The organism is uncultured Limosilactobacillus sp., from assembly GCF_934202705.1.
In the GTDB taxonomy this organism is placed as follows: Bacteria; Bacillota; Bacilli; order Lactobacillales; family Lactobacillaceae; genus Limosilactobacillus.
Window position 1 is genome coordinate 1 of sequence record NZ_CAKPYE010000006.1, and the last position, 25466, is coordinate 25466.

31 protein-coding genes and 2 pseudogenes are annotated in these 25466 nt (G+C 44.9%); 28 read left to right on the forward strand and 5 right to left on the reverse strand.

The genetic code is table 11. The features are described 5' to 3' along the window. Positions 1-188: 188 nt before the first annotated feature. A complete protein-coding gene (locus tag Q0C76_RS04855) occupies positions 189-557 on the reverse strand; it encodes a helix-turn-helix domain-containing protein (protein ID WP_295730408.1) in 369 nt (122 codons plus the stop codon). A 127-nt stretch (positions 558-684) separates the two neighbouring features. On the opposite strand from Q0C76_RS04855, the gene Q0C76_RS04860 reads away from it, so the two are divergent. The 8 genes from Q0C76_RS04860 (at position 685) to Q0C76_RS04895 (ending at position 6648) form a co-directional block, all read left to right on the forward strand. Further along, positions 685-1050 carry a phenylpyruvate tautomerase MIF-related protein gene (locus tag Q0C76_RS04860; protein ID WP_295730411.1) on the forward strand — a complete coding sequence of 122 codons (366 nt, stop codon included), beginning with the start codon at positions 685-687 and terminating at the stop codon, positions 1048-1050. A gap of 91 nt (positions 1051-1141) precedes the next feature. Next, positions 1142-2257: an NADH-dependent flavin oxidoreductase gene (locus Q0C76_RS04865; RefSeq protein WP_295730414.1), complete on the forward strand. Its 1116-nt coding sequence runs from the start codon at positions 1142-1144 to the stop codon at positions 2255-2257. Positions 2258-2283: 26 nt separating this feature from the next. Then, entirely contained in the window at positions 2284-3153 is an 870-nt protein-coding gene (locus Q0C76_RS04870) for a DsbA family protein (protein ID WP_295730417.1), read from the forward strand. Beyond that, positions 3153-4010, forward strand: a complete 858-nt coding sequence (locus tag Q0C76_RS04875) for an alpha/beta fold hydrolase (protein WP_295730420.1) — start codon at positions 3153-3155, stop codon at positions 4008-4010. Before Q0C76_RS04870 ends, Q0C76_RS04875 begins: the two co-directional genes overlap by 1 nt. 38 nt (positions 4011-4048) lie before the next feature. Further along, positions 4049-4396, forward strand: a complete 348-nt coding sequence (locus tag Q0C76_RS04880; RefSeq protein ID WP_295730422.1) for a TMEM175 family protein — start codon at positions 4049-4051, stop codon at positions 4394-4396. 11 nt (positions 4397-4407) lie between these two features. Next, complete coding sequence (locus Q0C76_RS04885) at positions 4408-4605, forward strand: hypothetical protein (RefSeq protein ID WP_295730424.1); 198 nt, start codon at positions 4408-4410, stop codon at positions 4603-4605. 36 nt (positions 4606-4641) lie between these two features. Next, positions 4642-5766, forward strand: a complete 1125-nt coding sequence (locus Q0C76_RS04890) for an NADH-dependent flavin oxidoreductase (protein ID WP_295730427.1) — start codon at positions 4642-4644, stop codon at positions 5764-5766. A 15-nt stretch (positions 5767-5781) separates the two neighbouring features. Then, on the forward strand, positions 5782-6648 hold the full coding sequence (locus tag Q0C76_RS04895; protein WP_295730429.1) for an alpha/beta hydrolase: 867 nt from the start codon (positions 5782-5784) through the stop codon (positions 6646-6648). Between the two features lie 333 nt (positions 6649-6981). Here the strand turns inward: Q0C76_RS04895 and Q0C76_RS04900 are convergent, their stop codons facing one another. After that, positions 6982-7860, reverse strand: coding sequence for a LysR family transcriptional regulator (locus Q0C76_RS04900; protein WP_295730431.1), 879 nt, complete (start codon positions 7858-7860; stop codon positions 6982-6984). 132 nt (positions 7861-7992) lie between these two features. Between Q0C76_RS04900 and Q0C76_RS04905 the strand changes: the two genes are divergently transcribed. The 13 genes from Q0C76_RS04905 to Q0C76_RS04965 all read left to right on the forward strand — a co-directional run bounded on the left by Q0C76_RS04905 (position 7993) and on the right by Q0C76_RS04965 (position 17675). Further along, the gene (locus Q0C76_RS04905) at positions 7993-8439 is read left to right on the forward strand and encodes a DapH/DapD/GlmU-related protein (RefSeq protein ID WP_295730433.1); all 447 of its coding nucleotides are present in this window, start codon (positions 7993-7995) and stop codon (positions 8437-8439) included. Further along, entirely contained in the window at positions 8436-9167 is a 732-nt protein-coding gene (locus Q0C76_RS04910) for an SDR family oxidoreductase (protein ID WP_295730435.1), read from the forward strand. Before Q0C76_RS04905 ends, Q0C76_RS04910 begins: the two co-directional genes overlap by 4 nt. Before the next feature lie 14 nt (positions 9168-9181). Further along, positions 9182-10213, forward strand: a complete 1032-nt coding sequence (locus Q0C76_RS04915) for an alpha/beta hydrolase (protein WP_295730437.1) — start codon at positions 9182-9184, stop codon at positions 10211-10213. 56 nt (positions 10214-10269) lie between these two features. Then, positions 10270-11169 (forward strand): alpha/beta hydrolase, encoded by a 900-nt coding sequence (locus Q0C76_RS04920; protein ID WP_295730439.1) that lies wholly within the window; start codon positions 10270-10272, stop codon positions 11167-11169. A 76-nt stretch (positions 11170-11245) separates the two neighbouring features. Continuing rightward, positions 11246-11371: a hypothetical protein gene (locus Q0C76_RS04925; RefSeq protein WP_295730441.1), complete on the forward strand. Its 126-nt coding sequence runs from the start codon at positions 11246-11248 to the stop codon at positions 11369-11371. Between the two features lie 97 nt (positions 11372-11468). Beyond that, the gene (locus Q0C76_RS04930) at positions 11469-12167 is read left to right on the forward strand and encodes a dihydrofolate reductase family protein (RefSeq protein WP_295730443.1); all 699 of its coding nucleotides are present in this window, start codon (positions 11469-11471) and stop codon (positions 12165-12167) included. Between the two features lie 14 nt (positions 12168-12181). Next, the gene (locus tag Q0C76_RS04935; RefSeq protein ID WP_295730447.1) at positions 12182-12820 is read left to right on the forward strand and encodes an NAD(P)H-binding protein; all 639 of its coding nucleotides are present in this window, start codon (positions 12182-12184) and stop codon (positions 12818-12820) included. Between the two features lie 1099 nt (positions 12821-13919). Beyond that, entirely contained in the window at positions 13920-14474 is a 555-nt protein-coding gene (locus tag Q0C76_RS04940) for a hypothetical protein (RefSeq protein ID WP_295730449.1), read from the forward strand. Continuing rightward, complete coding sequence (locus Q0C76_RS04945) at positions 14446-15654, forward strand: relaxase/mobilization nuclease domain-containing protein (protein ID WP_295730452.1); 1209 nt, start codon at positions 14446-14448, stop codon at positions 15652-15654. The genes Q0C76_RS04940 and Q0C76_RS04945 overlap by 29 nt, the downstream gene beginning before the upstream one ends. After that, positions 15602-16288 carry a hypothetical protein gene (locus tag Q0C76_RS04950; RefSeq protein ID WP_295730455.1) on the forward strand — a complete coding sequence of 229 codons (687 nt, stop codon included), beginning with the start codon at positions 15602-15604 and terminating at the stop codon, positions 16286-16288. Before Q0C76_RS04945 ends, Q0C76_RS04950 begins: the two co-directional genes overlap by 53 nt. Continuing rightward, the gene (locus Q0C76_RS04955; protein WP_295730457.1) at positions 16288-16569 is read left to right on the forward strand and encodes a hypothetical protein; all 282 of its coding nucleotides are present in this window, start codon (positions 16288-16290) and stop codon (positions 16567-16569) included. The genes Q0C76_RS04950 and Q0C76_RS04955 overlap by 1 nt, the downstream gene beginning before the upstream one ends. 11 nt (positions 16570-16580) lie before the next feature. After that, positions 16581-16865, forward strand: coding sequence for a hypothetical protein (locus tag Q0C76_RS04960; protein WP_295730459.1), 285 nt, complete (start codon positions 16581-16583; stop codon positions 16863-16865). Between the two features lie 405 nt (positions 16866-17270). Next, positions 17271-17675, forward strand: coding sequence for a hypothetical protein (locus Q0C76_RS04965; RefSeq protein ID WP_295730461.1), 405 nt, complete (start codon positions 17271-17273; stop codon positions 17673-17675). Between the two features lie 413 nt (positions 17676-18088). Here the strand turns inward: Q0C76_RS04965 and Q0C76_RS04970 are convergent, their stop codons facing one another. Both Q0C76_RS04970 and Q0C76_RS04975 read right to left on the reverse strand, forming a co-directional pair. After that, entirely contained in the window at positions 18089-18427 is a 339-nt protein-coding gene (locus tag Q0C76_RS04970) for a hypothetical protein (protein WP_295730464.1), read from the reverse strand. A gap of 260 nt (positions 18428-18687) precedes the next feature. Continuing rightward, positions 18688-18975 (reverse strand): hypothetical protein, encoded by a 288-nt coding sequence (locus Q0C76_RS04975; protein WP_295730466.1) that lies wholly within the window; start codon positions 18973-18975, stop codon positions 18688-18690. 587 nt (positions 18976-19562) lie between these two features. Between Q0C76_RS04975 and Q0C76_RS04980 the strand changes: the two genes are divergently transcribed. From Q0C76_RS04980 to Q0C76_RS04995, 4 genes and pseudogenes are all read left to right on the forward strand, one after another. Then, entirely contained in the window at positions 19563-20567 is a 1005-nt protein-coding gene (locus tag Q0C76_RS04980) for an aldo/keto reductase (RefSeq protein ID WP_295730469.1), read from the forward strand. Positions 20568-20658: 91 nt separating this feature from the next. After that, a pseudogene (locus Q0C76_RS04985) lies at positions 20659-21026 on the forward strand (aldo/keto reductase). Further along, a pseudogene (locus Q0C76_RS04990) lies at positions 20990-21217 on the forward strand (putative quinol monooxygenase); the annotation flags it as partial. The pseudogenes Q0C76_RS04985 and Q0C76_RS04990, both read left to right, overlap by 37 nt. 191 nt (positions 21218-21408) lie before the next feature. After that, on the forward strand, positions 21409-22296 hold the full coding sequence (locus Q0C76_RS04995; RefSeq protein ID WP_295730472.1) for a LysR family transcriptional regulator: 888 nt from the start codon (positions 21409-21411) through the stop codon (positions 22294-22296). 746 nt (positions 22297-23042) lie between these two features. On the opposite strand, the gene Q0C76_RS05000 is transcribed toward Q0C76_RS04995, so the two are convergent. Beyond that, on the reverse strand, positions 23043-23435 hold the full coding sequence (locus Q0C76_RS05000) for a helix-turn-helix domain-containing protein (protein WP_295730475.1): 393 nt from the start codon (positions 23433-23435) through the stop codon (positions 23043-23045). 111 nt (positions 23436-23546) lie between these two features. Here Q0C76_RS05000 and Q0C76_RS05005 point away from each other — a divergent pair, with 111 nt between their 5' ends. The 3 genes from Q0C76_RS05005 to Q0C76_RS05015 all read left to right on the forward strand — a co-directional run bounded on the left by Q0C76_RS05005 (position 23547) and on the right by Q0C76_RS05015 (position 25463). Then, a complete protein-coding gene (locus Q0C76_RS05005; RefSeq protein WP_295730476.1) occupies positions 23547-23909 on the forward strand; it encodes a phenylpyruvate tautomerase MIF-related protein in 363 nt (120 codons plus the stop codon). A 110-nt stretch (positions 23910-24019) separates the two neighbouring features. Beyond that, positions 24020-25135, forward strand: a complete 1116-nt coding sequence (locus Q0C76_RS05010; protein ID WP_295730478.1) for an NADH-dependent flavin oxidoreductase — start codon at positions 24020-24022, stop codon at positions 25133-25135. A 16-nt stretch (positions 25136-25151) separates the two neighbouring features. Further along, positions 25152-25463, forward strand: a complete 312-nt coding sequence (locus tag Q0C76_RS05015; protein ID WP_295730481.1) for a hypothetical protein — start codon at positions 25152-25154, stop codon at positions 25461-25463. The last annotated feature ends 3 nt before the right edge of the window (positions 25464-25466 follow it).

Genomic DNA, 25466 nt, shown 5'->3' on the forward strand with positions numbered 1-25466 from the left:
CATATGGACAATAATATACGGTTTGCTCATTGCTTGTATCCTCCTTCATTTGTTATTTTCATGATAGAATATTTGAACCGCTATGCAAAATGCTTATTATAAATGGTAATAAATTCATAAAAAGCATAATCACTGAATTGAATGCAGTGATTATGCTTTTTTGATAAGTAATTTATAAACTGTTGCCGTTATTCCTTTTGTTCGGTTTCCATGAGCTTTTTCCCCCATTCAAAGAGGTCGCCCATTGTATAGATAAGATTTTTCCCCGTATCGGTTAAGTGGTAGGTCACGGAAGGGGGCACCGTACCCTTAGAGACCCGCTTTAGGAGGCCATCTGCTTCCAGTTCGCGCAGGCTCTTGGTCAGCATGGTGTTGGTGATTGCCCCGATGCTGCGTTTCAATTCGTTGTAATGTTGACCATCGTTAAGCATTAGATACCACATGACCGGAATCTTCCATTTCGAGCCAATGATCTTCATTGAGTACAGGATCGGACACTGCTTGGGCATATTATCGTGAAAATACTTAATTTTTTTGTCGAATTCTTCCTGGTTCATTTTGTTTCCTCCTCAAAAATTTAAAGGCAGAAAAAGGTGCGTACTTGTCTTTCCTTTTCTTAAACCATACAATTACCACAGTTGATCGTCAAGTAAGAAAGTAGATACATAAGGAGGTATATCTAAAATGCCATTTATCATGTCGCGTTTAAATATTAAATTGCCCAAAAGCAAAGAATTAATGTTGAAGAAACGCCTGGGACAGGTAATTGCCAACGTTCCAGGGAAGAGTGAGGATGCATTAATGGTCGGCTTTCAGGATAACTACTCGTTATATTTACGCGGAAAGGGCGATGAACCGTTAGCGTACGTTGAAGTGGCTATTTTTGGAACAGAGCACCACATCGGTTACCAAAATCTGAATGCGGATATCACCCGGGCGTTTTATGACGTTTTGGGTATCCAGCCGGACCATCTCTATATCAAGTACGAAGACATCACCAGTTGGGGCGTTCAGGGGCAGTTCATTGACCGGCGTGACTATATGAGTTGATTGTCGAAGCCCCACTTATTTTTTACCCTTTAAGAAAGAAAACCTGTAGTACATACTTATTTGCTTATACAAATTAAAGGAGAATCATCACATGGATAAAAAATATGAACCATTATTTCAACCCTACACATTAAACAATGGCGTCGAAATTAAGAATCGGCTGGTTGTTGCCCCATTAACAGTTTACGACGCCGGTCCCGATGGGGAGCTCACCCCGGCCTCACGTCGGTTCTGGCATGACCGCTTCAAAGGTTTTGGCATGTGGATCATTCCATTCACCAATGTTCACCCGAGCGGGATCGGTTTTGAGTCACCAAATGCCTTTAGCGAGGCTCACCTGGATAACTTAAAAGAGTATGCCAAGATTTCCCATGAACAGGGAGCCAAGGCGGTAATTCAATTAGCCCACGCTGGTGTTCACGCGGATGCATCAATGACCCGGGGCAATGGTGTTTGGGGGCCAAGTGACCTGCCTTACTTTAACGCTCGCGCCATGACTGATGCTGAGGTTCGTGAAATCATTCATGCTTATGCTTACGCAACTGAGCTGGCTATCAGGGCGGGGCTTGATGGAGTAGAAATCCATGGGGCCAATGGCTGGCTGATTCAGCAATTCGTTTCCGCAAACTACAACCACCGGACCGACCACTGGGGCGGGACGCTGGAGAAGCGTTTTAATTTTCCAATGGCAATTATCGATGCTGTTGATGAGGTTCGGCAGAAGCTCAACCGCCCAGATTTTATCGTTGGTTACCGATTCTCACCGGAAGAACCAGGTGAGCATGGTTTGACAATGAAGGAAACCCTGGCACTGGTGGACCGGCTAGTTGAGAAACCGCTGCAGTATATTCATATTTCATTGTGGAACTTCTACAAGAAGATTCGGCGGGGTGGCGACACGAAGATGACCCGAATGGAAGCCGTTCATGACCGAATCAATGGCCGAATTCCGTTTATTGGAGTCGGGGACCTCTTTGCCGAAGAGAATGGGCTCAAGGCTTTCAACACCGGCTGGGCAGATTTCCTGGCGGTTGGTGGTTCAGTCGAACTGAATCCGCACCTGGTCCAGATGATTAAGGACGGTCGTGAAGACGAAGTTCAAAGTGAATTTGACTGGGAGAAGATGGATTCCTATCGGTTCACACCGGCCATGCTTTATGGAACCTTAGCCGGTAACGCAATGTTTCCAAAGGTTAAACAAAAATAATGAATGAATATTAGGGAGGGATTACCATGGCAAAATTAACGATTACTACTGTTGCGGACCCCATGATGGGGCTTCTATGGGAAACGTGGCCGACGATACGGAAGCTCGAAACCCATTTCCGCGAGCAGGTTGAGTTCAAGTTTATGATGGGCCAGTTGGTAAGGGACGTTTACGAGTTAGTCGACTCGGAGACCGTCAAAAAGTACGGGAAAACCGTCGCCCTGAACCAGTATTGGACCCGGCTGATGCAGGTCTACTTGCATGAAGAACAGATTGCCGGGATGCCGATTTACATGGGCGGCAATGAGCGCCTTTTTGATGCCACCCATACTTCGTCAGTCCCACTGAGCAGGGGTCTGCGGGCAATCGCCGGCCAAAATCAAGAAGTGACAGGCCAGGTGCTTTATGAACTGCAATATGACACGGTAGTAAATGACCTACAGACGAATGATCTGAAATATTTGACCGCGCTCGCCGCCCGCTTCAATGTCGATCGCTCACAATTTGTCGCCCGCTATAATTCAGCCGACGTAGCAAACCAACTCGCACAGGAGCAGCAAGTCATGCAGCAAATGCAGGTCAGCCAGTTGCCAGCCTACATTTTGGCTTATAACGGAAAGACCTATGTTGTTAAGGGGATACCTCAGTATTCCGAATGGCTTAAGCTGTTCAACCAGATTGCTGGCGGAGCATTACAGGAAAAAGCGGCTAAATTTAACATTGATGAAGTTAACCGCTTGATCGACAGTCACCCCCACATCTCAAGCTTAGAGTTAAAAGAAGCGTTTGACGTTGATGATGAACAAACGATAATTGACCTTTTGAAAGATTCCTCACTGGAAAAGCAAAACGTCAAGGGAACTTTTTTTACAAGAAGGTATAAGGAGAAGGCGTAATGGAAGAATTAGCATTGGCAACCAAGCGGGGAAGTGTTTTACAGGGGGTGTTGTTCGATGCCCCCGCTAAAGTGACTACCGTTGTGATTGCGATTACGGGAATTCACGGTAATTTTTATTCAAACCCCTTTTATGTCAACATTGGCCGCACCCTTTCCAAGGCTGGGATTGATTTTATATATGCGCAGACTGCGGATGCGTTCGGTGAAATGCCCACGGTGAATGTCAAGACCGGGAAAGAAGAGTTGATTGGCTCATGGAACGAAGACTTTAATAATACAGATGAAGATATTGAAGCCTACCTCAATTATGCTGAGCAGAAGGGCTACCAGAACATTATTCTTGCTGGACACTCCCTTGGTGCGAACAAAGTAATCTATTACTTGGCTCGTCACCATAGTGATCGGGTCAAGCACTTCATCTTTCTCAGTCCCGCAAACCTGGAGCACCTAACGAGCGTGGTAACGGATGCGGAGAAGCAGGCGATCTTGGCCCAGCGCAAGCGCGGCGATGGGGATAAGAGGATGCCCTTTAACCTGCTCGGCTGGATTCCGGGAACTGCCAATACGGACTACCGGTGGGTTTTTGACAATATTCTTAACAATGTCCATGTCGAAGCGGACAAGGATTTTTCACAGGTTGCAGCCATTACCCAAACCGGGGCCCTTGTAATTGGCGGCTACGATCGGTTTACGTATGGTGATCCAGCTAAATTCCTCCAAACAATCAATGACCATATGGAACATGCCGGGGAGAATCGGTTGGTAATTATTCCGGCGACGGGTCACACCTATCAGCAAAAAGAACAACAGCTCGCCGATGAGCTTTTGAAGCTGCTTAAGGGCTGGGGTTATTAGTAATAAATTAGAACGACTCGATAAAGGAGATGATCAGGATGAATAAGGCACGAGTTGAAGCATTTACCGACGCAATTGTTGCGATCGTAATGACGATCATGGTTTTGGAAATCAAGATTCCGCAGGGCGGCCATTGGTCAGCATTATGGGCGGAAAAGTCATATTTCTTGGCCTACTTGATCAGTTTTTTCCGGATTGCAACAACCTGGTACAATCACCATTACCTCTTCACCAGCGCTCACTGGATTTCACGGCGGGCTTTCTGGTTAAACATCTTGTGGGTCTTCTTTATGTCATTGTTCCCGGTAGCAACCGGCTGGGTTAGTGAAGAGCCCTTCTCGCAAGCGGCGGCTTACTTCTACTTCCTCATTTTTGCAGTCTGGTAATGGTTGCGGTATTGGCCAAAGATAATCCTCACCAGGCCGAACAGATTCGTCAAATGTTAAAGCCCAAGCGGTCGCTCTTTGAATTATCGTCCTTTGTGATTGGTTTCATAGTAATTACCTGGCTTCCGATTGCCGCGCTGTTATTTTTAGGAATTAACATCATCTTCTGGTTAGTATTTCCACCTAAGAAATCTGACCGGTTGTTGTAATACTAGCTAGAATTTACTGAACAGGAGGAGAAGACAATGAAAGCAAAGTATCAACCATTGTTTCAGCCGTACACGTTTAATAACGGGGTGCAACTCAAGAACCGGCTAGTGGTTGCGCCAATTACCGTTTATGATTCGGGGCCGAATGGGGAACTGACCCCTACCGCCCGGAAGTTTTGGCAGGACCGTTTCCGCGGGTTTGGGATGTACATCATGCCCTTCACTAACGTTGCCCCGAGCGGAATCGGTTTTGAATCGCCGAACGCCTTTAATCAGGCCAACTTGGCGACTCTAAAGGAGTATGTAAAGCTTGCTCATCTCCAGGGAGCCAAAATTGTAATGCAGATTGCCCATTCGGGATACAAGGCCAAGAAGTGGATGACTAAGGGCCATCCGGTTGTTTCGGCGAGTAGTAACCGCTATGGGAGTGGCCGTGCAATGACAGGGGCCGAAGTTCAGCAGATGATCGCGAACTTTGCGAACGTCGCTGAGTTTGGCCTTGTGGCAGGAATGGATGGTGTTGAGATTCAGGGGTCAAATGGGTGGTTAATTGAACAGTTCTTTGCCGGGAACATTAACCACCGTACTGATGAATGGGGAGGCAGTTTGGCAGAAAGAATGCGTTTTCCGCTCGCCATCATCGATGCCATCAATGCAGTTCGCCAAAAGCACCACCGGCCTGATTTCATTATCGGCTACCGCTTTTCACCAGAACGGCCGCGGCAGGGTTTTACCATGCAGGATACCCTGGCACTGATTGATGAATTAGTGCAGAAACCACTACAGTACCTGCATGTCTCCCTGCTTAATTTCTATTCCCATCCACGGCGGGGAGCCGACCGGCAACTTACCCGGATGCAGGTCTACCATGACCGGATCAATGGCCGGTTACCGTTGATTGGGGTTGGTTCCTTGAAGACCGCTGACCAAATGCTCGCCGCTTATAATACCGGCTGGGCGGAGCTGATTGCAGTCGGGCGTGCTGTAATGCTAAACCCCGACCTGATTGAACTTATCAAGAGTGGTCATGAGGATCAGATTGAAACCAAGTTCAATTGGGAGCATGCGGCTCACTATCGCTATACCCCGTCAATGCTGCAGGCAGAGCGCGATCACTTGGACCTCGCAATCCATAATCCCAAGCCGCTTCACCATTGGTGAGAGAGGAGTGCAGGCATGTTAAAAACATTAACAGTAATTACTAAGACCGGGACGCCGCTTACCGGCAGGATATTTAAACATCCGCATGCCCAGACAGTTGTGATCCTGGTCACCGGCATCGAGGGCAACATTCAAAACAACCCTTTCTACACGGTAATCGGCAAGAAGCTTACGGCATCGGGAATTGATTTAATAGTGGTCCATACCCGCGATGCCTTCAATCAAACCAATGTTTTTAATCAGCTTACCGGACAGCGGGAGGTATATGGGTCATTCAATGAGGATTTTCAGGATACAAATGGCGACGTCGGTGCTTATCTCGACTATGCGGTCGCTGCCGGCTACCAAAGTATTATTTTGGGTGGACAATCCCTGGGCGCAAATAAGGTAATCCATTTTTTGGCTGATCATCCAGAGGCACCGGTCGATAAATTCTTACTGATGAGTCCAGTCAACGTCGATGTATTACGCAGGAATATCAGTTACCGGCAAAGGGCGGTGATTAAACAACGGCTGGCGGACGGGCGTGCCAACCAACGGCTACCGTTTAACCTCTTTCGGTGGCTGAGTAGTACCGCGCTAACGGCTCATCGGTGGTTAACCGACGATACCCTTAACAATGTTCACCCTGGTCAACAAGGTGATTTTTCCCAGTTGAGACGGATTAACTATACTGGAGCATTGCTGATCGGCACACGCGATCATTTTACTGGGGGCAGTCCGGTTCATTATTTAGCCAACATTAATAGTTACCTGCCAACGGCGGCAGATAATAAGTTAATATATATTCAACATGCTGGCCACATCTATCGGCAACGGGAAAATGTAGTGGCTGATAAAATTTTGGCTTTGCTGACGAAGTGGGTAAAGGATAAAGCATGACCTATAACCTTTTTTTGCCTTGGTTACCGTGGTAGGGCAATTCGTTGTCAACGAGGTAATTGCGGCGGACTTTCGCTCCATACTGACCGGGACCTAACATTAGGGTATCTGACCCGGTGGATACTGCTACGGTTTCAGTATCAATTGACCAGGTTGGCGTCCCAAATATTGATCTTAGGGGATGCCAATGGCTTTTATTTATAAAGGTAGGAACCGGCGGAATGCAGCGGCAATGCTGAATTAGATTTTCGTGCGAACCTGCTACTTTAACTTTAAAAATCGAGAAATAGCCTGTTACAGCGGCCTTGCCAGTCGTTATAACAGGCTATTTTATTATTTGTCCAGTGATGCCGTTAGCCGCTGGATGAAGACCTGGGCCACCTTGGACTGCGTCACGTTCTTCTTCCAGATGACGTTGGTGGCATCTTCTAGTGTCGGGGCGAGGGGACGGAAGGTCAGTTGGCTATGGTTGGAGTTGTCGATTAAATGGTCAAAGGTCACCATGTAGGCACTACCCTGCTTGACCATCAGCTGGGCGTTGAAGACCAGGGTATAGGTGCCGACAATGTTCATTTTCTTGCCGAGGTTTCCCCACCAGTCTTGAAAACGGTGCTCTTCCAGCCCCTCCGCAGAGACCAGCAGGGGGCGGTTAAGAAGGTCGTTGGGCGTGATTACATCCTTCTTGGCTAGGGAATCGTCACGCCGCAGGACCAGTCCCCAACGGTCTCTTTCGGGTAAGCTGAGATGGTGGTAGTCCTTTAGTGAGCGCTGACCCATCAATACCGCGAAGTCAATGGTTCCCCGCTTTAGGGAAGATTCCATCTCATCTGCGTTGCCGCTGACGAGGTGGATCCGTACGTCGGGGTAATCCTGGACGAGGTCGCTAAGGATCCTCATTATCCGGCGCATACCGACACTCTCCCCAGCACCGATGGAAAGTCTGCCCGTGACCTCTTCTTTAGCCTGAATGTTAGCCGCCGTCTGATCAGCCAGCTCGACAATTTCCCGCGCCCGGGTCTGCAGATATTCGCCTTCCTCCGTCAGGGTGATTTTGCGGTGGGCACGGATGAAAAGGGGCGCGCCGAGTTCGTTTTCTAGGTCAGCCAGCTGCTTGGAGAGGGTTGGCTGGGAAACCAGTAATTCGCGGGCGGCCTTGGTCATATTTTCATATTGAGCAACAGCGAGAAAGTATCTTAATACGCGTAGTTCCAATGTTAATTCCTCCAATAGATAGAAACTATTGATTTTGATGATTTATAAGTATTTTACATTAAAAGATAGTAAAAGTACAATGAAAACAGTTAAGAAAGCGTGGTGAGTAACGATTAATGAAGAGTTAATTTAATGAAACAGAACCAGCGTTTATTGCGGCACCTGAATACCAGTCGGCTAAGCAATAAGGAAATTCATCAATTATTAAGTGAAATCTTTGGTTACCGCTTGGCGGACAGTACCCACTTCTTGCTGCCGTTTTACAGTGACTACGGTCGAAACATCAGGATCGGCAAGAACGTTGCGGTGAGTTGTAACGTAACAATGGCTGACAGGGGCGGGATTACGATTGGCAACAATGTTGAAATCGGTTCAGGAGTGTCATTATTAACGGTCAACGGTAACCAGGCCGGCCCGATTAAAATCGATTCAGATGTAAAAATCGGTGGCAACGTCATCATCTTGCCCGGTGTTCGGGTCGGTACTGGTGCCATCATTGGTGCGGGAACGATTGTTGCTCACGATGTTTCACAAAGGCAAGTGGTTTCTATCGATAGCGAAGGAGGAACTTTAAAATGATTAAGAACAAAGTAGTTATCATTACAGGTGCATCTAGCGGGATCGGTGCGGCGACCACCCGACGCCTGGCAAAGCACCACGCAAAATTAGTGTTGGCAGCGCGGCGGGTGGACCGTCTCCAAAAGTTGCAAGCCGAATTCCCTGATGAAGAGATCATGATTAAGAAGGCAGATGTAACGAGCAAGGAGGATATGCAAGCCCTGATTGATGCCGCCGTGGAACAGTTCGGTCGGGTCGATGTTCTCTACAACAACGCCGGGGTAATGGCCGTCAATGCCCTGGCTAACCGGGCCTACGACGAGTGGCAGCAGATCCTGGATGTCAACATTATGGGTGTCCTGAACGGGATTGCCGCGGTGCTACCGGTAATGATTAAACAAAAGAGTGGGCAGATCATTGCTACCGATTCGGTTGCTGGCCACGTGGTGGTTCCCAACCTAGCCGTTTACAACGGATCTAAGTTTGCTGTCCGGGCCATCTTTGAGGGTTTGCGGCAAGAACAGCACAAGAACGGGATCCGAACCATGATTGTTTCACCCGGCTCGGTTGCAACTGAACTATATACTTCCATTAACAATCCAGAAAATCGGCAGGCAGAAATTGACTTTGAAAAGGAAGTTGGCTTGCACGCTGATGACGTTGCGCGGTCAGTTGAATTTGCCATTGATATGCCAGACAACGCTGACGTCAATGAAGTAATTATCCGGCCGATTAAGCAAGATATTTAAGGAGGAAAAGCATTATGAAATACACTATTAACCCATTAACCACCGTGAACGACACCCGGGTATTCGACGTTGATTCCGCCATTACGGTTAGGAACGTTCGCTTCCAAAACCGTTATGGCTTCATGGTTGCTGGTCATCTGTACTTGCCAACGGACTTCGACTCTAGTAAGAAGTACGCAGCCATTGTAATCTCCGGACCGTTTGGGGCTGTCAAGGAACAGGCGAGTGGTCTGTACGCTCAAACCTTAGCTGAACGTGGCTTTGTTACGGTAGCCTTTGACCAGTCCACTACCGGTGAAAGTTCTGGTGACATTCGGAACGTGGCTTCACCAGACATCTTCGTGGAAGACTTCTCGGCCGCGGTCGACTTTCTTGGCACTCAATCCTATGTTGACCGGGAAAAGATTGGGGCGATTGGGATCTGTGGCTTAGGCTCTCACGCCTTGACGGCTGCTTCAATTGATGTCCGGATTAAGGCCGTCGCTACTTCAGTGATGTATGACATGGCTGAGTCGATGTGGTCTGGTTTGAATAATTCCAAGACGGAAGCACAACGGGAACTCGAAAAACAATACCTAGCCCAAATGCGGTGGGAAGACGTGGATAACGATACTCACGTTGGTGGTTACCACGAATTGCCATTTGACGAAAACAATCAACCAGTCCGGGCTAATAAGCTCTTCCCTGATGAATTACCAGCTGATGCTGACCTAGTCACGACGGAATTCTTTAACTACTATGTCAAACGGGCGTTCCACCCCCGGGCAATTAATTCGGCAACAATTTGGGATGCTACTAGTCCATGGGGCTACTACAACTTCCCGCTGCAGCAGCGGATCGAAAAGATTACCGCTCCTAAACTGATCGTTACTGGTGAAAAGGCGCACTCCCGCTACATGGCAGAAGCTGCTTACAAGCATCTCAGCGATCCCAAAGAATTAGTATTAGTGCCCAACGCGACCCATACTGATCTTTATGATGGCGGCGGTCATGACTACATTCCATTTGATAAGTTTGAAAGCTTCTTTAAGGAAAATCTGAAATGAAGGGCTTTTACGAATCAGCAGCAACCGCAATTAGTGTTTTAAAAATGAGGTGAAAAATGAAACAGCATAAAAAGTTATGGGACACCGTAATTGCCTTAGTCGTGATTGTAATTGGAGTTTTTGGTTATCGTGGTTATGCCCGCCATGCCAATGCTCACCGTTACATTAATAGTTCAACGCCATCCGTTTTTGTCCATGGTTGGGGTAGCAGTTACCGAGCGGAAACACAAATGGCCAATGCTGCTAAAAATGCTGGAGCTTCCAATTCGATTATCCGAGCTGACGTTAGCAAAAATGGCAAAGTTAAATTAATTGGTACCATCAAGAAAAACGCCCAAAATCCGATCGTCGAAGTTAATCTTGAAAATAATAAGAGTGCCAACTACAAAAAGCCCAATGATCCTGAATATGTGGCTGAGTACCACCGTAGCGGCATTTACATTAAGAATGTCGTTTTAGCCCTGCAAAAACGTTATCACGTTAAGAAGATTAACTTTGTCGGTCATTCAATGGGAAACTTACTAATTGCTTATTACCTGGCTGATAATGCTAACAATAAGCGTCTTCCTCAACTTGAACATCAGGTAGTGATTGCCGGCCACTATAATGGTTTGACAATGGAAGACCCGCGTTCGATGAAATCCAAGGTTAATAGCAAAACTGGCAAACCAAGTATTATGCTGCCTGAATACAAGGGCATTCTCAGTTTACGGCAGACTTACCCGAAAACAGCAAAGGTGATGAATATCTATGGTGACATCAAAGACGGCAGTCATTCCGATAGTCAAGTACCGGTTAACTCAGCAAAGTCATACAAATACCTAGTCGGTAACCGGGCAAATTCATATGTAGAACACGAGATTACCGGCAAGAGCGGTAAACACGGTAATCTGCATGAGAACAAGCAAGTTGATCAATACCTAATCAACTTCTTATGGAGTAAAGCCCAAAACTAAGCTGATTTGTGAAGGTAATTGGATAAAAACAAGGCAAGTAGTAGTTCATGAATATGGTGCTCCGGATATTTTGAAAATGGAAAATCACGAGCTACCCCAACCGGCTGCCGATGAGGTGACCATCTATAATCAATATATTAGTGTTGACTATACTGATATTTATTGGCAAACCGGTCAGTTAGATGCCCCAAGACACCGCTGACACCGGACTGGTGTCGGTTGTGACGGTTAAATTGGCCAAGGTGCAGGCAATGGGGCCAAACATCAAGGTCACGATTAGTCGAGTGGAGGATAAGTAAATGGAACGTGCAAAAGTAATTGTTCATATGTATGTCTCAATTGATGGAAAGATCGACGGAGACTTTGATGGTCAACCGGTTGCCAAGGCCTCTGGTGACTTCTATTCCCAACGCCTTTTTCAGTTTAGTCCAGCGAATGCGAACGGTATTACAACAACTAATATGTACGCCGCCAAGGGAAAATTAGATCTGAGCCAATTTGATGGTAGTAACCTAACTTATGAAGACTGGGTGCCAGCTGATTCTCATTCTGAAACTTACGATGTTTGTTTCGACCGTCATGGCAAAGCAGGTTGGGAACACAACTACTTTGACTACGGCGGGCACAAGAGTCGCACAATTGAGGTTTTAACTGAGCAGGCATCTAATGATTACTTGGCATTCCTTCGTTCTATGGATATCCCTTACTTAGTGTGTGGCAAGGATGACTTAGACCTAGCACAAGCACTGGTGAAGCTTAAACAACAATTTGACCTGTCAACAATTGCCCTGTGTGGTGGGGCAACGATTAATGGAGCGTTCTTAAGAGCTGGCCTGGTCGATGAAATTTCGCTAGTGGTAGCTCCATTAGTCAGTGGTGATAATCAGGTTCAAGCGGCGTTCAATACAAGGGGACAATTTGTTAACCAACGCTTTATTTTTCAATCAGCTGACCGTTTACCAGACGGTGGCGTTCACCTATTATTCGCTAAAGCATAAGGAGGAACCTTACAATGAAGAATATTTTAGTTGTTGGGGCACATGGCCAAACTGGTCGTCAGGTGGTTACACAATTAAAGGAAAATGATAATTTCACACCGATTGCTGGTGTGCGTGACCAAGCAGAAGTTAAAGAATTTACGGATCAGGGCGTCGAAGCACGATTGATTGATGTTCGCCAATCAGTTGCTGCTATTAAGGCAGGACTGGATAACATTGATGCAATCGTGATTTCTATCGGTGGTGGCTGGATGATTGACCTTGATGGTAAGGTCAAGTTATACCAGGCCGCTGAACAGGCTGGGATTAAGCGGGTGGTTCTGGTTAGCGCCGGGGCCATTCAACACTTCCACGATGACAAGAAACTAGTTTGGATGAGCCAATGGGAAGAATATAGTGCCGCGATGTACTATGCGGACTTATTGCTTACCAAGACGGATCTGGATTACACCATTGTGCGACCAGAAACACTGACTAATGATCCCGAGACAGGGCTGGTCAATATTGGAAATTACCTACCGCATACTACGACTAGCCGGGCTAACGTGGCGGCCGTGATCGTTGCTGCACTAGAAAACGACAATACGATTCGTAAAGCATTCGATGTTGAAGATGGTCAGACGGCGGTTAAGCAAGCAGTGGATAAGATCTGATTTATGCAATTAGTGGGCAACGCTCGGCTTCATTTCATACCAAAAGACTATTAAGAGAGCAATCCATATTTAGTCATGTTAATACCAAAGAGGGAATGAAATATGCAACTACTTTTGACCTTAATTATTAGTTATGTCTTAATTACGTTAATTGTTCCGAAAAAGGGTAGGATGGTGGATTTGAAAGGGAGGTTCGAATCCTCTAGTCAGCACTAGATTAGGTTTATAACCGATTAGAAGTCTACAGAGTAAGCCGTAAAAGCTTATTATGTAGGCTTTTTTGTATATTTTAGAATTGAAGTGAATGGTTCTGAAAAGGTGCGAATTACTGTTTCAAACACACAATTGGCCACACAAAATTTAAAAAGATGTTCTGTGTGTTTATTAGAAAAAAGAAGAGGTTCTGACCGTTGATATATCAACGTTTTAATTTTAAAATTGTGTGTTTGAGCGATTAAATATCCATTGGCTAGTCAAATTATAGAGGATTAATGTTTAATACTAGTTAAAAGCTATTAATTAGCTATGCGGGACTAGCTAGCAGCTACTGATTTTATCATTTTGGCTACTTTTACTGAAAGGGAGCTGACCCGCTATCTGGGTCATTCCAGATAGTGACTTTTGGCTCACCTCGTCGTCAGTGACAAGGTAAGTCATTTTTTGTTTACTTTTTGATGAACTCAAAAAGTAAATTGCGGAATCCAAGCGGGCAAGTCTGATTGGTCAATGTTGTATTACTTATTTTGAATTAATAAGTAATATCGTCGGAAACCTTCTGGGAAAAATGGCATTATTCCTGCCCTGTAATAACGGGCTTGCCGACGATTCGCCGTTAGGGTGAAGGGACTCCCCGGGGAATCCCTCCAAGAAATATTACAAAATGCGCCGTATTGTGTAATTAATTGCTTGCAAGAGCCTTTTTAAACGAATATGTCAGACGTATAATATACGTAAAGGGTATTGATATATAATTTCAATGCATAATTTGAATAAAAAGGCTCCCGACGATTTCGATAATTTTAGTCAACCGTTGTCGCTCGCAAGCGAAGGTTGAAAAATTATCTTTTGCCGGGACGGCAAAACTGAGGAGGTTATAGCAATGGATAATGCACGGAACCACCTGATCCAAACTCGTTTGAACGATCAGGAAAAGGAGCAGTTTGAACACGCTAAACAACTAGTGGGCGCTCAAAATAGTGCCGATGCTGTCCGGAAAATGGTGCAAGATGAGTTGCTGATTGATCGGGCAACCCACCTGCATGAACAGGGCCAAGATACCATGCTAGAGATGATTAAACTGTTGAATGGTAAACGACTACCGATGACCCAAGTATTACTGGGTATTAAAGGTCATACGGCTAATCAACAGTTAAGTGATATTCAAACACGGTATCAAGATGTCCAAGCCCAATTAGCGGGCATTCTGTGGTCCGCCACATCGGTTACCAATGATATTAAGGAGATTAAGAGCATCTTGCAGGAAGCCGCCCAGGCAGAACCTGAGGATGCTGATACCTGGAATTGGGTGACCCATCGTTTGGCCGAGATGCACGACACGGTCCAACACTTGAATGTGTTAGTCGACCAGTTTAACGGTGAAGAGAAACTAGGTGACCAGCTTGTCAGTGATTCAGACACACGCCTGCCAGCATAGCTATGGTCGGTTGAAGTACGTTTTTAATGATCCACCCCATAGTTATCAGGTAACGGATCACCGGGTGTTAGCGTGTAACGGCTTCAACTTGAACATGCTGCATGACCAAAACGGGATGTTAAGCACCACGCAAAATGGGGCTTATTTAGAGAAGCAATTTCACCAGTCATTGAAACGGGCTCATAATCCCCAACGGTTATATCAAGCCCAAACGATGATTATCAGTTTCAGTCGTGACGAGTTTAACCCAGACCAAGATTTACAGCAGTCCGCCGGGCAAGCACTCGCGTTGGTGCAAAAATACGTGACGAAGCATTTTTCCGATGCCCAATGTGCGGTGGCTATTCAGGCCGATGGTGATGGCAGTAAGCTCCATGCCCATGTAATTTTTAATACAATCAAGAAGAATGGTAAGACGATTGCGACTTCACGCTTCAATATTATCCGAATGCGCAAAGACTTTGACCAAGTTATGGAAGAAAACTATCAAAAGCTTACTGGGCGTAAGTGGGTTGGTCCGATTAATCGGGATAAGCCACGACAGGATATTGATAACCTAACTAATCGTTCTGATTGGGCTAGTTATCTGAAGAAACTGATTGACCAAGTGAAGACGGAGGTCAAGAATACCAAAGAATTTTTGGATCACTTAGCTAGTCATGGGGTAACCGTCAAAGCACGGCAACATGGGAAATCCTGGACTTATATGCAGGAAGTCAAAGCACAATCAGGTACTAAAGTACTGCGTGTTCGTGATTTTTATCAGAATGTGGATAAGAAAACCGGCCAGGTGAAGCGAACCCGGGGACTTGGCAAAGCATACAGCAAGGCCGAATTAGAGAAGTATTGGATGCAACGTCAAACGAAGAAGGGAGAAGACCTTAATGAACAAAGCAACGATGAACAACTCGTCAAACTTAAAACCATGGCCCGGGAAGCCCGCGCACGAGCCAAGCAAAAGCAAACCATCAATCAACTCAATCGACGACAGCTCCAAGCCGCCGAAGCTGAAGAACACGCGCAAAGAGCTCAGCGACAAGCTCAACAAGCTAGCCAAGCAAAGTGTCAGCAAAGACGACTTGCAGACCTTAGCCGACAAAGACGACATCAAGAACTTGCACGCCGCCGTGCAGCAGAACAACAAAGCCATCAAACAGGGACTGGCGGACCAAACCTCTAAGTTAACCGACGCGGTTTCTGATGCCCGCGACATTGGTTTTAACGATGGCCTTGGTGATCGAGTGGATGCCCTCGCGCAGAAGTATGATGGCTTAGAAACCAACATCAATTTGCGTGAACGAAAGATGGATGCCAAGACCCAACAGTATATTGCCAAGCTGGCGGACTTGGACCAAGTGGGCCGCTATTTAGAGCGGTACACTAAGACAGTGAATGATAATCTTGTGCCGACCTTAAGGCAGTTAATTTACCGCTTTAAAGGTGGCTTAACCATTCATACTAGTCAGGTGACAAGCGATGTCTATCAGCAACTCCAACAAGATACCGGGTTATCTGTTGACCAGATTATTGCAACGGTGGTTAGTCAGCAATTTAAGCAGGATCGAAAAGATGCCCAGGAAGCGTCATTAGGGGCCAAACTAGCGGCTAAAGCTAGTCAAAAAAGTGCTGATCAGCTTTCTCAAGATATGGGTAATTGTGTGAAGTGTTTAGCAGGGTTGCTAGTAGAATTTCTCATCGCTCTTAGCGTGGTGCTAGCCGTGCCTGGCTGGTGGAAATTAGGTGGTGCACTAGTCATGACTCTAGTCAGCGGTGTCCTTGATTATTATTATCTGAAGAAAGGTGGTCTGTCTTAATGTCATTTAATATTAAAATGATGAGTGATGCCGAAATTGATCAATTATTAAATAGTAATAAGCGGGTTCCCAAGTGGCGGTTGCGCAATACGCAAAGCGAACGGGAGCATAAACGGTTGCGTCAAATCCAAGATTTCCGAAACTATTTAGAAGAAGTGCGACAACAGGAACTGAAGCAAAAACGGCAGGCGCAAGAACGGCATCGTCGAGAAGAACAAGAGAAAACTAGTCGGCATAAAAAGAACTCACCAACCAATCAGGCTGATGAGCTAGGTTTGTAGAGGTGCTTCCAATGGCTAATCGACGCAAATTACACTCATTAATGGTTTACCAAAATCAATGGCATAAGTATTGTCAACGCTATGCCCCATATCCAAGCCAGCCAACCGCAGAATTTACCAAATATCGTGGGGTTAAGTACCGCGGAAGGCGGCAATGGACTGCGGAGAATCGTCTGAAATATTGGCCGGAGAAGCCTTTTATTTTACCGCGCTGGGTGAAAAACTGTCACGAGCAAGGCGATTGGCGGATAAATGCTACTTTAAATATGTCATTTAGCAAATCTGCTGAATTCTAAATCCAGCCAAATGTACTATGTCATTATAATTCATATTTCATTTTTGCATCCAATTATACAGGATTGGGTGCTATTTTGTTTAGAAAAGTTTTAAAAAATGATATTTAGTATTTCATTATGCGCTGTTTGTAAAATTAATTATCTGTATATACACAATATACACATTTATTACATCTTATGATAATGAATGTATGGAAGTTTTTTTACCATAAAAATGTTACCAAAAAGTGACCAGTGTCCGACCATTTTCTCATGTGTAAATGGCTGATATATAGCTGTTCTTCCCTTTGTCTAGGTGGCTGATATGTTAAAATATAATTGTTGAAAAATAATTGGATGGATAAAGGATATTTATAAGTTCTCTATTCAAAATATTTACTCAGAGTTGAGAAAGGATTGGTTACGATGATACCTACTGAAGCACTAACCAATTTACATAAAAATAAATTGGTTGCCCGTGCGGCGCGGTTCTGTGAAGACAAAGACGACGGAATATCTGAGAGTATGTGGATACCGACTTCATCGGTGATGTCAGTTGTGATTACTGCGATGAAGTCACTAAATCAAAACCGTTATTTAGTGAATCCAATCGGATATGCGGATAAATCTCTTTTTGACGTTTTCGGGATGTGTCACTTAATCTCGATCTCACCTGCGCCCTACAATGATTTAAGAGATCTTACTGATTTTTATCATTACCAATCAATCCATGATGATGACAAGATCAGCACCGAAACCATGACGGACAACGAACTGGTTGACGCCATCTTTGACCCAGACGATGGGGACCGTTTCAACGTTACCTGCTAATGACGTTTAAATTAAAACCCGATACCTTCATTCACGGCATCGGGTCTTTCTTTACCAAAAAACGGAAAGTGGGCGGCAGTACATTGTTCTACATCATGTGGAGACAAAAGTATCACTAGTCGATAACTTACCAGTTGGCCATCAAATTAAGGGCCAGTTATCTTTTAAGTCATAGACATAAAGATACTCAGTCAGTGGGTCCTTATCATCTCTCAAAATATCACCAAATCACCTTATCTATAAGATCTGTTCGGCGGTCACCTTTATGTTCTGATTGTCCAGACATTGAGAAGTTCGGTGTTTGCCAGGCTCTTATACTATCGCGATAATTTAGAGGATCTCATTTGCTTTTTAGCGTATAATTGGCCGCCGAACAATTTTATAGAGTATCTGAGCGAATTTCCTCCCTTAGTTCATATAGAGCTTTGTATACACATTGATGTAGTAAGGTAGCATCTTATCGTTACATCACACCACTCAGGGCATTTTTCTAAAATTGACGTTCCCGGCGATAATTCATCAACGGCGTCTTTTAGTAAGACCCAGTTACCGAACAAATTACGCTCTGCTTGATAAGCGCTAAGGGTGTATGAGCCCGAACCGTTACCGGTGATTTCATCTTTATTCCAAAGGAAATCGGTTAGATTGTCAGTCGGGCCTTTTTTGCGAAGAAGCACTGTTAAGTCGTAATTTTCTCTAAGATATGCTTTTATGTCATCAGTCTCATGACGCAAGTAGTCGTAAACTTCCATCTGTTTATCATCCCTTCTTGTTATATGATTCGTTACATAACACTGTTAAGGTCGGCTATGCCGAACCGCCAATCAAAAAAGGCGCCCCCTTATTTGGCGCCGTGTGCTATAATGATGTGAATTGAGTGGTACGAAATTGAAGGAGTGCAGTTTATGCATTCCTTTTGTCGTTATTTGACGAAAATAAACGACTATGGGCAGAATATGGGCAGATGCATAATATACGCGTTTGCAGCCCTTTATCGGCGGGGGTTCTAAGTTCACTTGCCATATTTGTCCCGAATGTGCAAAACAATATCAGTATAAATTATACAACCGGTGCCGTTGAACAACGATGACGTGAACCCTAGAGCCACACGGATTTTGACCGTATGGCCTTTCTTTTTTGCGTTATGTTTACGTCTTGTAGAGACATGCATTGTTATTCTTTTTTTGCTGTCAAAGGCGTGGAGCTGCAAATCATCCCCGCGGTAGTAACCACGGAAGCGGGCCCGATAGCGGACACCACGCGTCTTGGTGGGTTTGAGTTTTGCAATTGAAACAGACATGATCTCACTTTCTTACTTGATAGTGCCCAGTTTTAGTAACATTTTTGAAGTAAAAAGTTATTTTAGAATTAAAACTCTAAAATATAAATCACTTTTGTCCCAATTTGCCCAGTAACCTTACATTGAGGTACCACGATGCTAACTTCATCCATGTAGAGTTAAATAAGCCCCTCTATCATCAATTATTTAAAATACCTGTAGATAGCGCTACGAAGTATAGTGGTCAAACTATTACAACGCAAATTCTCTCGTAACAAACGAAGGATATCCGGCGGCATTTCACATTTAAATCAATTCTGGTCGTTGTTTTTATAGCAGTATTATTCCTGGCGATCATTTTAATCATTAAGTTGATCCTCAATCACGTTTCTTTGCTGCCACAATCATCATTGCTGTGTTGCGGCTGTGCGACTAATTTGAGCTTTATCGACTGAATAACGTTATTAGATAAGTTGTCACAGTTCAAGCAGGGGGTGAATATGTGTTTGTCAGATGGTCATGCCTAAAATAAGTGGATAAGCATTAACTATAGGTAATTTACATTTATAGTTTGGGACTTCATAATTAAGTTAAGGAAGTGATAAAAGATGAAGTATAGTTATATTCCAACAACAGATATTAAGATTTCCAAATTAGCGGTTGGTGGGATGAGCTTCGGCAAGCCCGCCATGAAGACCTATCGCTGGATCCTGAATGAAGAGCAGACTGACAAGGTGATTCAGCACGCCCTAGGACTCGGTATTAATTTCTTTGATACTGCCAACGTATACGGGATGGGAACCAGTGAAGAATACATTGGCAATTCGTTGAAGAAACACCAAATTCCGCGTGATAAGGTGGTCCTCGCTAGCAAGGTCTACTTCAACGATGGTCGCCTTTCAAGGGAGGCCATTAATCGAGAAATCGATGGTACCTTACGGCGGTTAGGCACCGACTACCTTGACTTATATATTATTCATCGCTTTGACTACGACCACCCGATTGAGGAGACCATGGCGGCCCTGGATAATTTAATCAAGGCAGGCAAGGTCCGGGCAATTGGCGCCTCCGCCATGTATGGTTACCAATTTCAAAACATGCAACACGTTGCTAAACAGAATGGTTGGCACCAGTTCGTAGCAATGGAAAACCACTATAACCTGCTTTATCGTGAAGACGAACGGGAATTGATTCCAATCTGCCAACAGGACGGGGTGATGCTGATGCCGTACAGTTCACTCGCCAGTGGGCACTTAACGCGGCCAACCTGGGAAGGTCATTCGAAGCGCAGTGCAACTGATACTTCGGAACGGGCCAAGTATGACCATGCCGAGAAGCAGGATATGCCAATCATTAAGCGGGTAGCAGAACTAGCGGACCAGCATCACGTTAAGATGTCCCAGATCGCCCTGGCTTGGCAATGGGCCAAGGGAATCACGGCACCGATTGTCGGCGCCACCAAGACGCAATACTTAGATGATGCGGCGAGGGCCGTTGAAATTGAATTGACCCCTGATGAGGTGAAATACCTTGATGAACCATATACGGCTCATGAAGTTGTGGGCGCCCTGAATCAGAACCCGGTGGGGATGCTGCCCAAGGACGTTAAGTAATTAAAGAGGAAGGTAGTTCTAGCAATGTGAACGGTTAAACTTAATAATGGAATAACGATGCCCCAACTAGGCTTTGGGGTGTTCCAGATGGATGACTTGCACGAGTGCTATCCGGGCCGGCTACCGTTTATTCGATACGGCAGCGGCTTACGGAAACGAAGCGGCCGTTGGACGCGCCATTAGGGATAGTGGCATTCCGCGTAACCAGTTCTTTGTTACTGCTAAGATGTGGGTACCAACTACCAGGGAGCAAGGCCACAGCAGGCGATTGACCGGTCGTTAGCAAAATTGGGCTTCGATTATATCGACTTATATTTAATCTATATGCCCTATGGGGATGTCTTTAATGCCTGGCGGGCAATGGAAAGGGCTTATCAGGCTGGTAAGCTCCGGGCAATCGGGGTTTCTACTTTTTCGCCAGACCAGGTAACGAGGGCTATGTCTACTTTCGGCCGCTAGATGATCTGGAGACGATTCTCCTGATTGATCACTGGCGTAATCAGGCGGCGCTGGATGCCCACCACGCGTTGCCAATGATGCAGGAATTGGCCGCTTTGCGTGCGAAACATGATCTTCATATGAAGGTTGAACGCTACCTTATGGATAAGCAGGGGATGCTGTCCGCAGACCGCAAATTTATCCGTAGGTAGTAACTGGTGGAAGAAACTGGACAGCGTTGAAGACCAGATATAATCATGAATAAATCCTAAGTCAAGTTGGGCGGCCTTATTCGTAGCTTTTAATAAGGCCGCCCGTTCTTTTAAATTTAGTACCTTCCTTGGTGACAGGTTGGTATACTTGAATTGAATAGTATCGTGGCATCGATTCAAGGAGGAAAAGTATGGAAACCAGAATTTTGCGTTATTTCTTAGCGGTCGCCAAGCAGGGGACCATCTCCGGGGCGGCCCGTGAACTCCACATTTCCCAGCCAACCCTCAGCCGCCAAATTCAGCAGCTCGAAGCCCAGCTGAAGGTGCCCTTGTTTATTCGGGAACGGCGACGGATGGACCTTACCAAGGCTGGTCGTGCATATGACGCAAAGGTCCAGCATATCCTAAACGAACTCGATCAGGCAAACCAAATGGTGGCCACAATCAGTAACGATGATCTGACGGGGACAATCAGTATTGGTTGTGTTGAGTCTGAAGTAACCAGATTGCTGATTCCGCAGCTTATTGCCTTCCATGATCGCTACCCGCATGTTTGCTATAATTTTTACGATGCTGATGGTGAGGATATCAAGGCACACCTTGACCAGGGGCTTTTAGATCTTGGCCTGGTATCAGCGCCCATTAGTACTGCCAAATACCATACGCTAAAAATGCCGATTACGGATCGTTGGGGATTATTAGTCCGCCCGGACAGTAAGCTGGCTGGTCAGCAGGCCGTGACGGCAGCCGAACTACGTGATTTACCGCTAATCATCCCTCATCGGTCCTTGATTTATGATGAATTAAACGAATGGTTAGGTTTGCAAAGGAGCCAACTGCGCGTGGTCGCAGAATCAAACCTCCTGACCAACGTCTGCTATCTTGTGGCGGCCGGTTTGGGTAACGTTGTTTGCATTGAAGGTGCTCCCCGACCGGCTTCCACGAGCCTAAAGTTCATCCCCTTTTCCCCCGCACGTCGGCAACAACAATTCCTTATTTGGCGGAAGGGGACAGTATTGACCGAGCCAGCCCAGAACCTTATTAGGTGGATCCATAAAAGTATTGATGCTGAAAAATAGCAATAATGGAAAAAAGGCGGCAGAAAGGAATATGTCAAGGAGGCGACTAATAATGATAATTGATATCTTTGGCCATATTCGCCTTCTAAATTTTTAGGGATCCTTCGGAATGAAGTGCAAGACAAAAGTTAGACAAAATTAAATTATTAAACCACTAAGGTATGATTTCGGTATTCAACCGGGGTCATACCTTTTGTCTTTAACGTTGTTAAAATATTGAACGTATTTTTGAGAAAGTTCAGTTAGTTCTGTAACGTCCTTGTACGGTCTACCTTTCCGGTGTGGCTTCAAAGCTGTGATCCCGTCTCGTTCGAATTGTGAGCGCCAGATCTAAATTTTTGCGTTTAAAGTATCAAAACGAGCCGCTACTTCAGCCATTGAATCCGCATGGGTTTTGGTAGTAGTCTATCACATTTAACTTAAAATTAGTGGTAAATATCCGTTTACGACGTCGTCGTTTCAAGGCATCGATGCCATCAAATCGGTATCTTTGAATCCATTATCCATTCAGCTATTTGACGCCCGCTAATTTGATATTTTTCACTTAAAGCAAGTGTACTTTGCGAAGTGGAAAGATATTCATTAACAATCTGCACCTTTAATTCAGATTTGTATTTGACCATATAAAAAGTGCCCCACAATCATTAGGTTTTTTGTCTAACAATTGTATGGCACTTCAAAGTGTATTGAGTCCTGCTTTTATGTATAAAAATTATATTTAGTAATTATTTACCTTTATCTTAATTTTACTTATTAGCTTGCTGTGGCTTGCGATTGTCTTTTTCCATTTCCATATGGTCTTTTCCCCACTCAAATAGGTCACCCATGGTATAAATAAGGCTCTTTCCCGTATCAGTTAGGTGGTAAGTAACTGATGGGGGAACAGTTCCTTTGGAAACCCTTTTGAGGAGGCCGTCCTCTTCTAGCTCACGAAGGCTTTTGGTAAGCATCGTGTTAGTAATGGAGCCAATGCTTCGTTTCAACTCATTATAGTGTTGACCATCGTTAAGCATTAAATACCACATGACCGGAATTTTCCACTTTGAACCGATAATTTTCATTGAATAAAGAATGGGGCATTGCTTAGGCATATTATCATGAAAATATTTAATCTTTTGGTCGAATTCATTTTGATCCATAATAGTCCCTCCAAAAAATTTAAAGGAAGAAAAAAGTGCGTACTTGTTCTTCTCTTTTCACCAAGATACAATTACTTGCATAATAAGTCAAGAAACAAAGGAGTGACCAAGATGCCATTTATTATGTCACGGGTAAATATTAAAATCCCCAAGGGAAAAGAATTGAGTTTAAAAAAGAAGTTGGGATTAGCAATCGCTAATGTTCCAGGGAAAAGTGAAGATGTCCTAATGGTTGGTTTTCAGGACAATTATCCGCTCTATTTACGGGGAAAGGGTGATGAACCATTAGCGTATATTGAAGTCAGTATTTTCGGTACGGAAAGCCATATTGGCTACGAAGGATTAAATGCTGATATTACCAAGGCTTTCGATGAGGTTTTAGGAATTCAGCCAGATCACCTCTACATTAAATATGATGATATTAGTAGCTGGGGCGTCCAAGGACAGTTTATTGATCGTCGTGACTATCTCTGATAAGTCATTAAATTTTTTTGCATTTTAAGGAAGAAAAAAGTGCGTACTTGTTAAAAATTATCTATTGGATAAAATGAACACAACGATAAAGATGAAGGAGCATAAAGATTATGAATAAAAAATATGAACCACTATTTCAACCATACACATTCAATAACGGTGTTGAAATTAAGAATCGTTTAGTTGTTGCCCCGTTAACCGTTTATGATGCCGGTCCTGATGGTGAACTAACCCCTGCTTCACGGAAGTTTTGGCATGACCGTTTTAACGGATTTGGAATGTGGATCATTCCGTTTACCAATGTTCACCCAAGTGGGATTGGGTTTGAATCGCCGAACGCTTTTAGTGAAGAACACCTTGATAATTTAAAAGAATATGCGCAAATTTCTCATGAGCAAGGTGCCAAAGCAGTCATCCAACTTGCCCATGCTGGAGTGCATGCTGATAAGTCAATGACTCGTGGAAACGGCGTTTGGGGGCCAAGTGAGATGAGCTACTTTGGTGCACGGGAGATGACTGATGAAGAAGTACGGGAGATTATTCATTCGTTTGCGTACGCCACTGAGCTAGCTATTCGGGCCGGATTAGATGGGGTGGAAATTCACGGAGCCAACGGGTGGCTGATTCAACAATTCGTTTCAGCAACCTATAACCACCGAACAGACCATTGGGGTGGGACAATGGAGAAGCGCTTCAATTTCCCATTAGCAATCATTGATGCGGTTGATGAGGTTCGGCAAAAGTATCATCGGCCTGACTTTATCGTTGGTTACCGGTTCTCACCAGAAGAGCCTGGTACAGATGGTCTCACGATGAAAGAGACAATGGCCCTGGTTGATCGGTTGGTTGAAAAGCCACTGCAGTACATTCATATTTCATTGTGGAATTTCTATAAGAAGATTCGTCGGGGTGGCGACCAGCATATTACCCGGATGGAAGCAGCACATAAGCGAATTAATGGTCGGGTGCCATTCATTGGGGTTGGCGACTTATTTGCAGAAGAAAATGGGCTAAAGGCCTTTAATACTGGCTGGGCTGACTTCTTAGCTGTCGGGGGCGCGGTTGAACTTAATCCCCACCTTGTCCAGATGATTAAAGAAGGTAAGGAAGACGAAATCCAAAGTGAATTTGATTGGAATAAGATGCCTTCTTATCGGTTCACTCCCGCCATGCTTTATGGAACCTTAGCAGGGAATGCGATGTTCCCAAAGATAAAACAACGCTAATAATGAGGAGAAAAATATGGCTAGATTAACAATTACAATAGTTGCGGATCCCATGATGGGAATGCTGTGGGAGACTTGGCCCACGATGCGCAAGCTTGAAACTCACTATGGGGGACAGCTTGAATTTAAATTAATGATGGGACAGCTGGTCAAGAATGTTTATGACTTAGTTGACCCCAATGTTGAAAAAATGTATGGCCAACGGGTAGCCCTAAACCAATACTGGACACGGTTAATGCAGGTGTACCTCCAGGAAGAACGGCTTGCGGGGATGCCAATTTACATGGGCGGTGGTGCTCAGTTATTTGATCAATCCCATCTGTCATAAGTA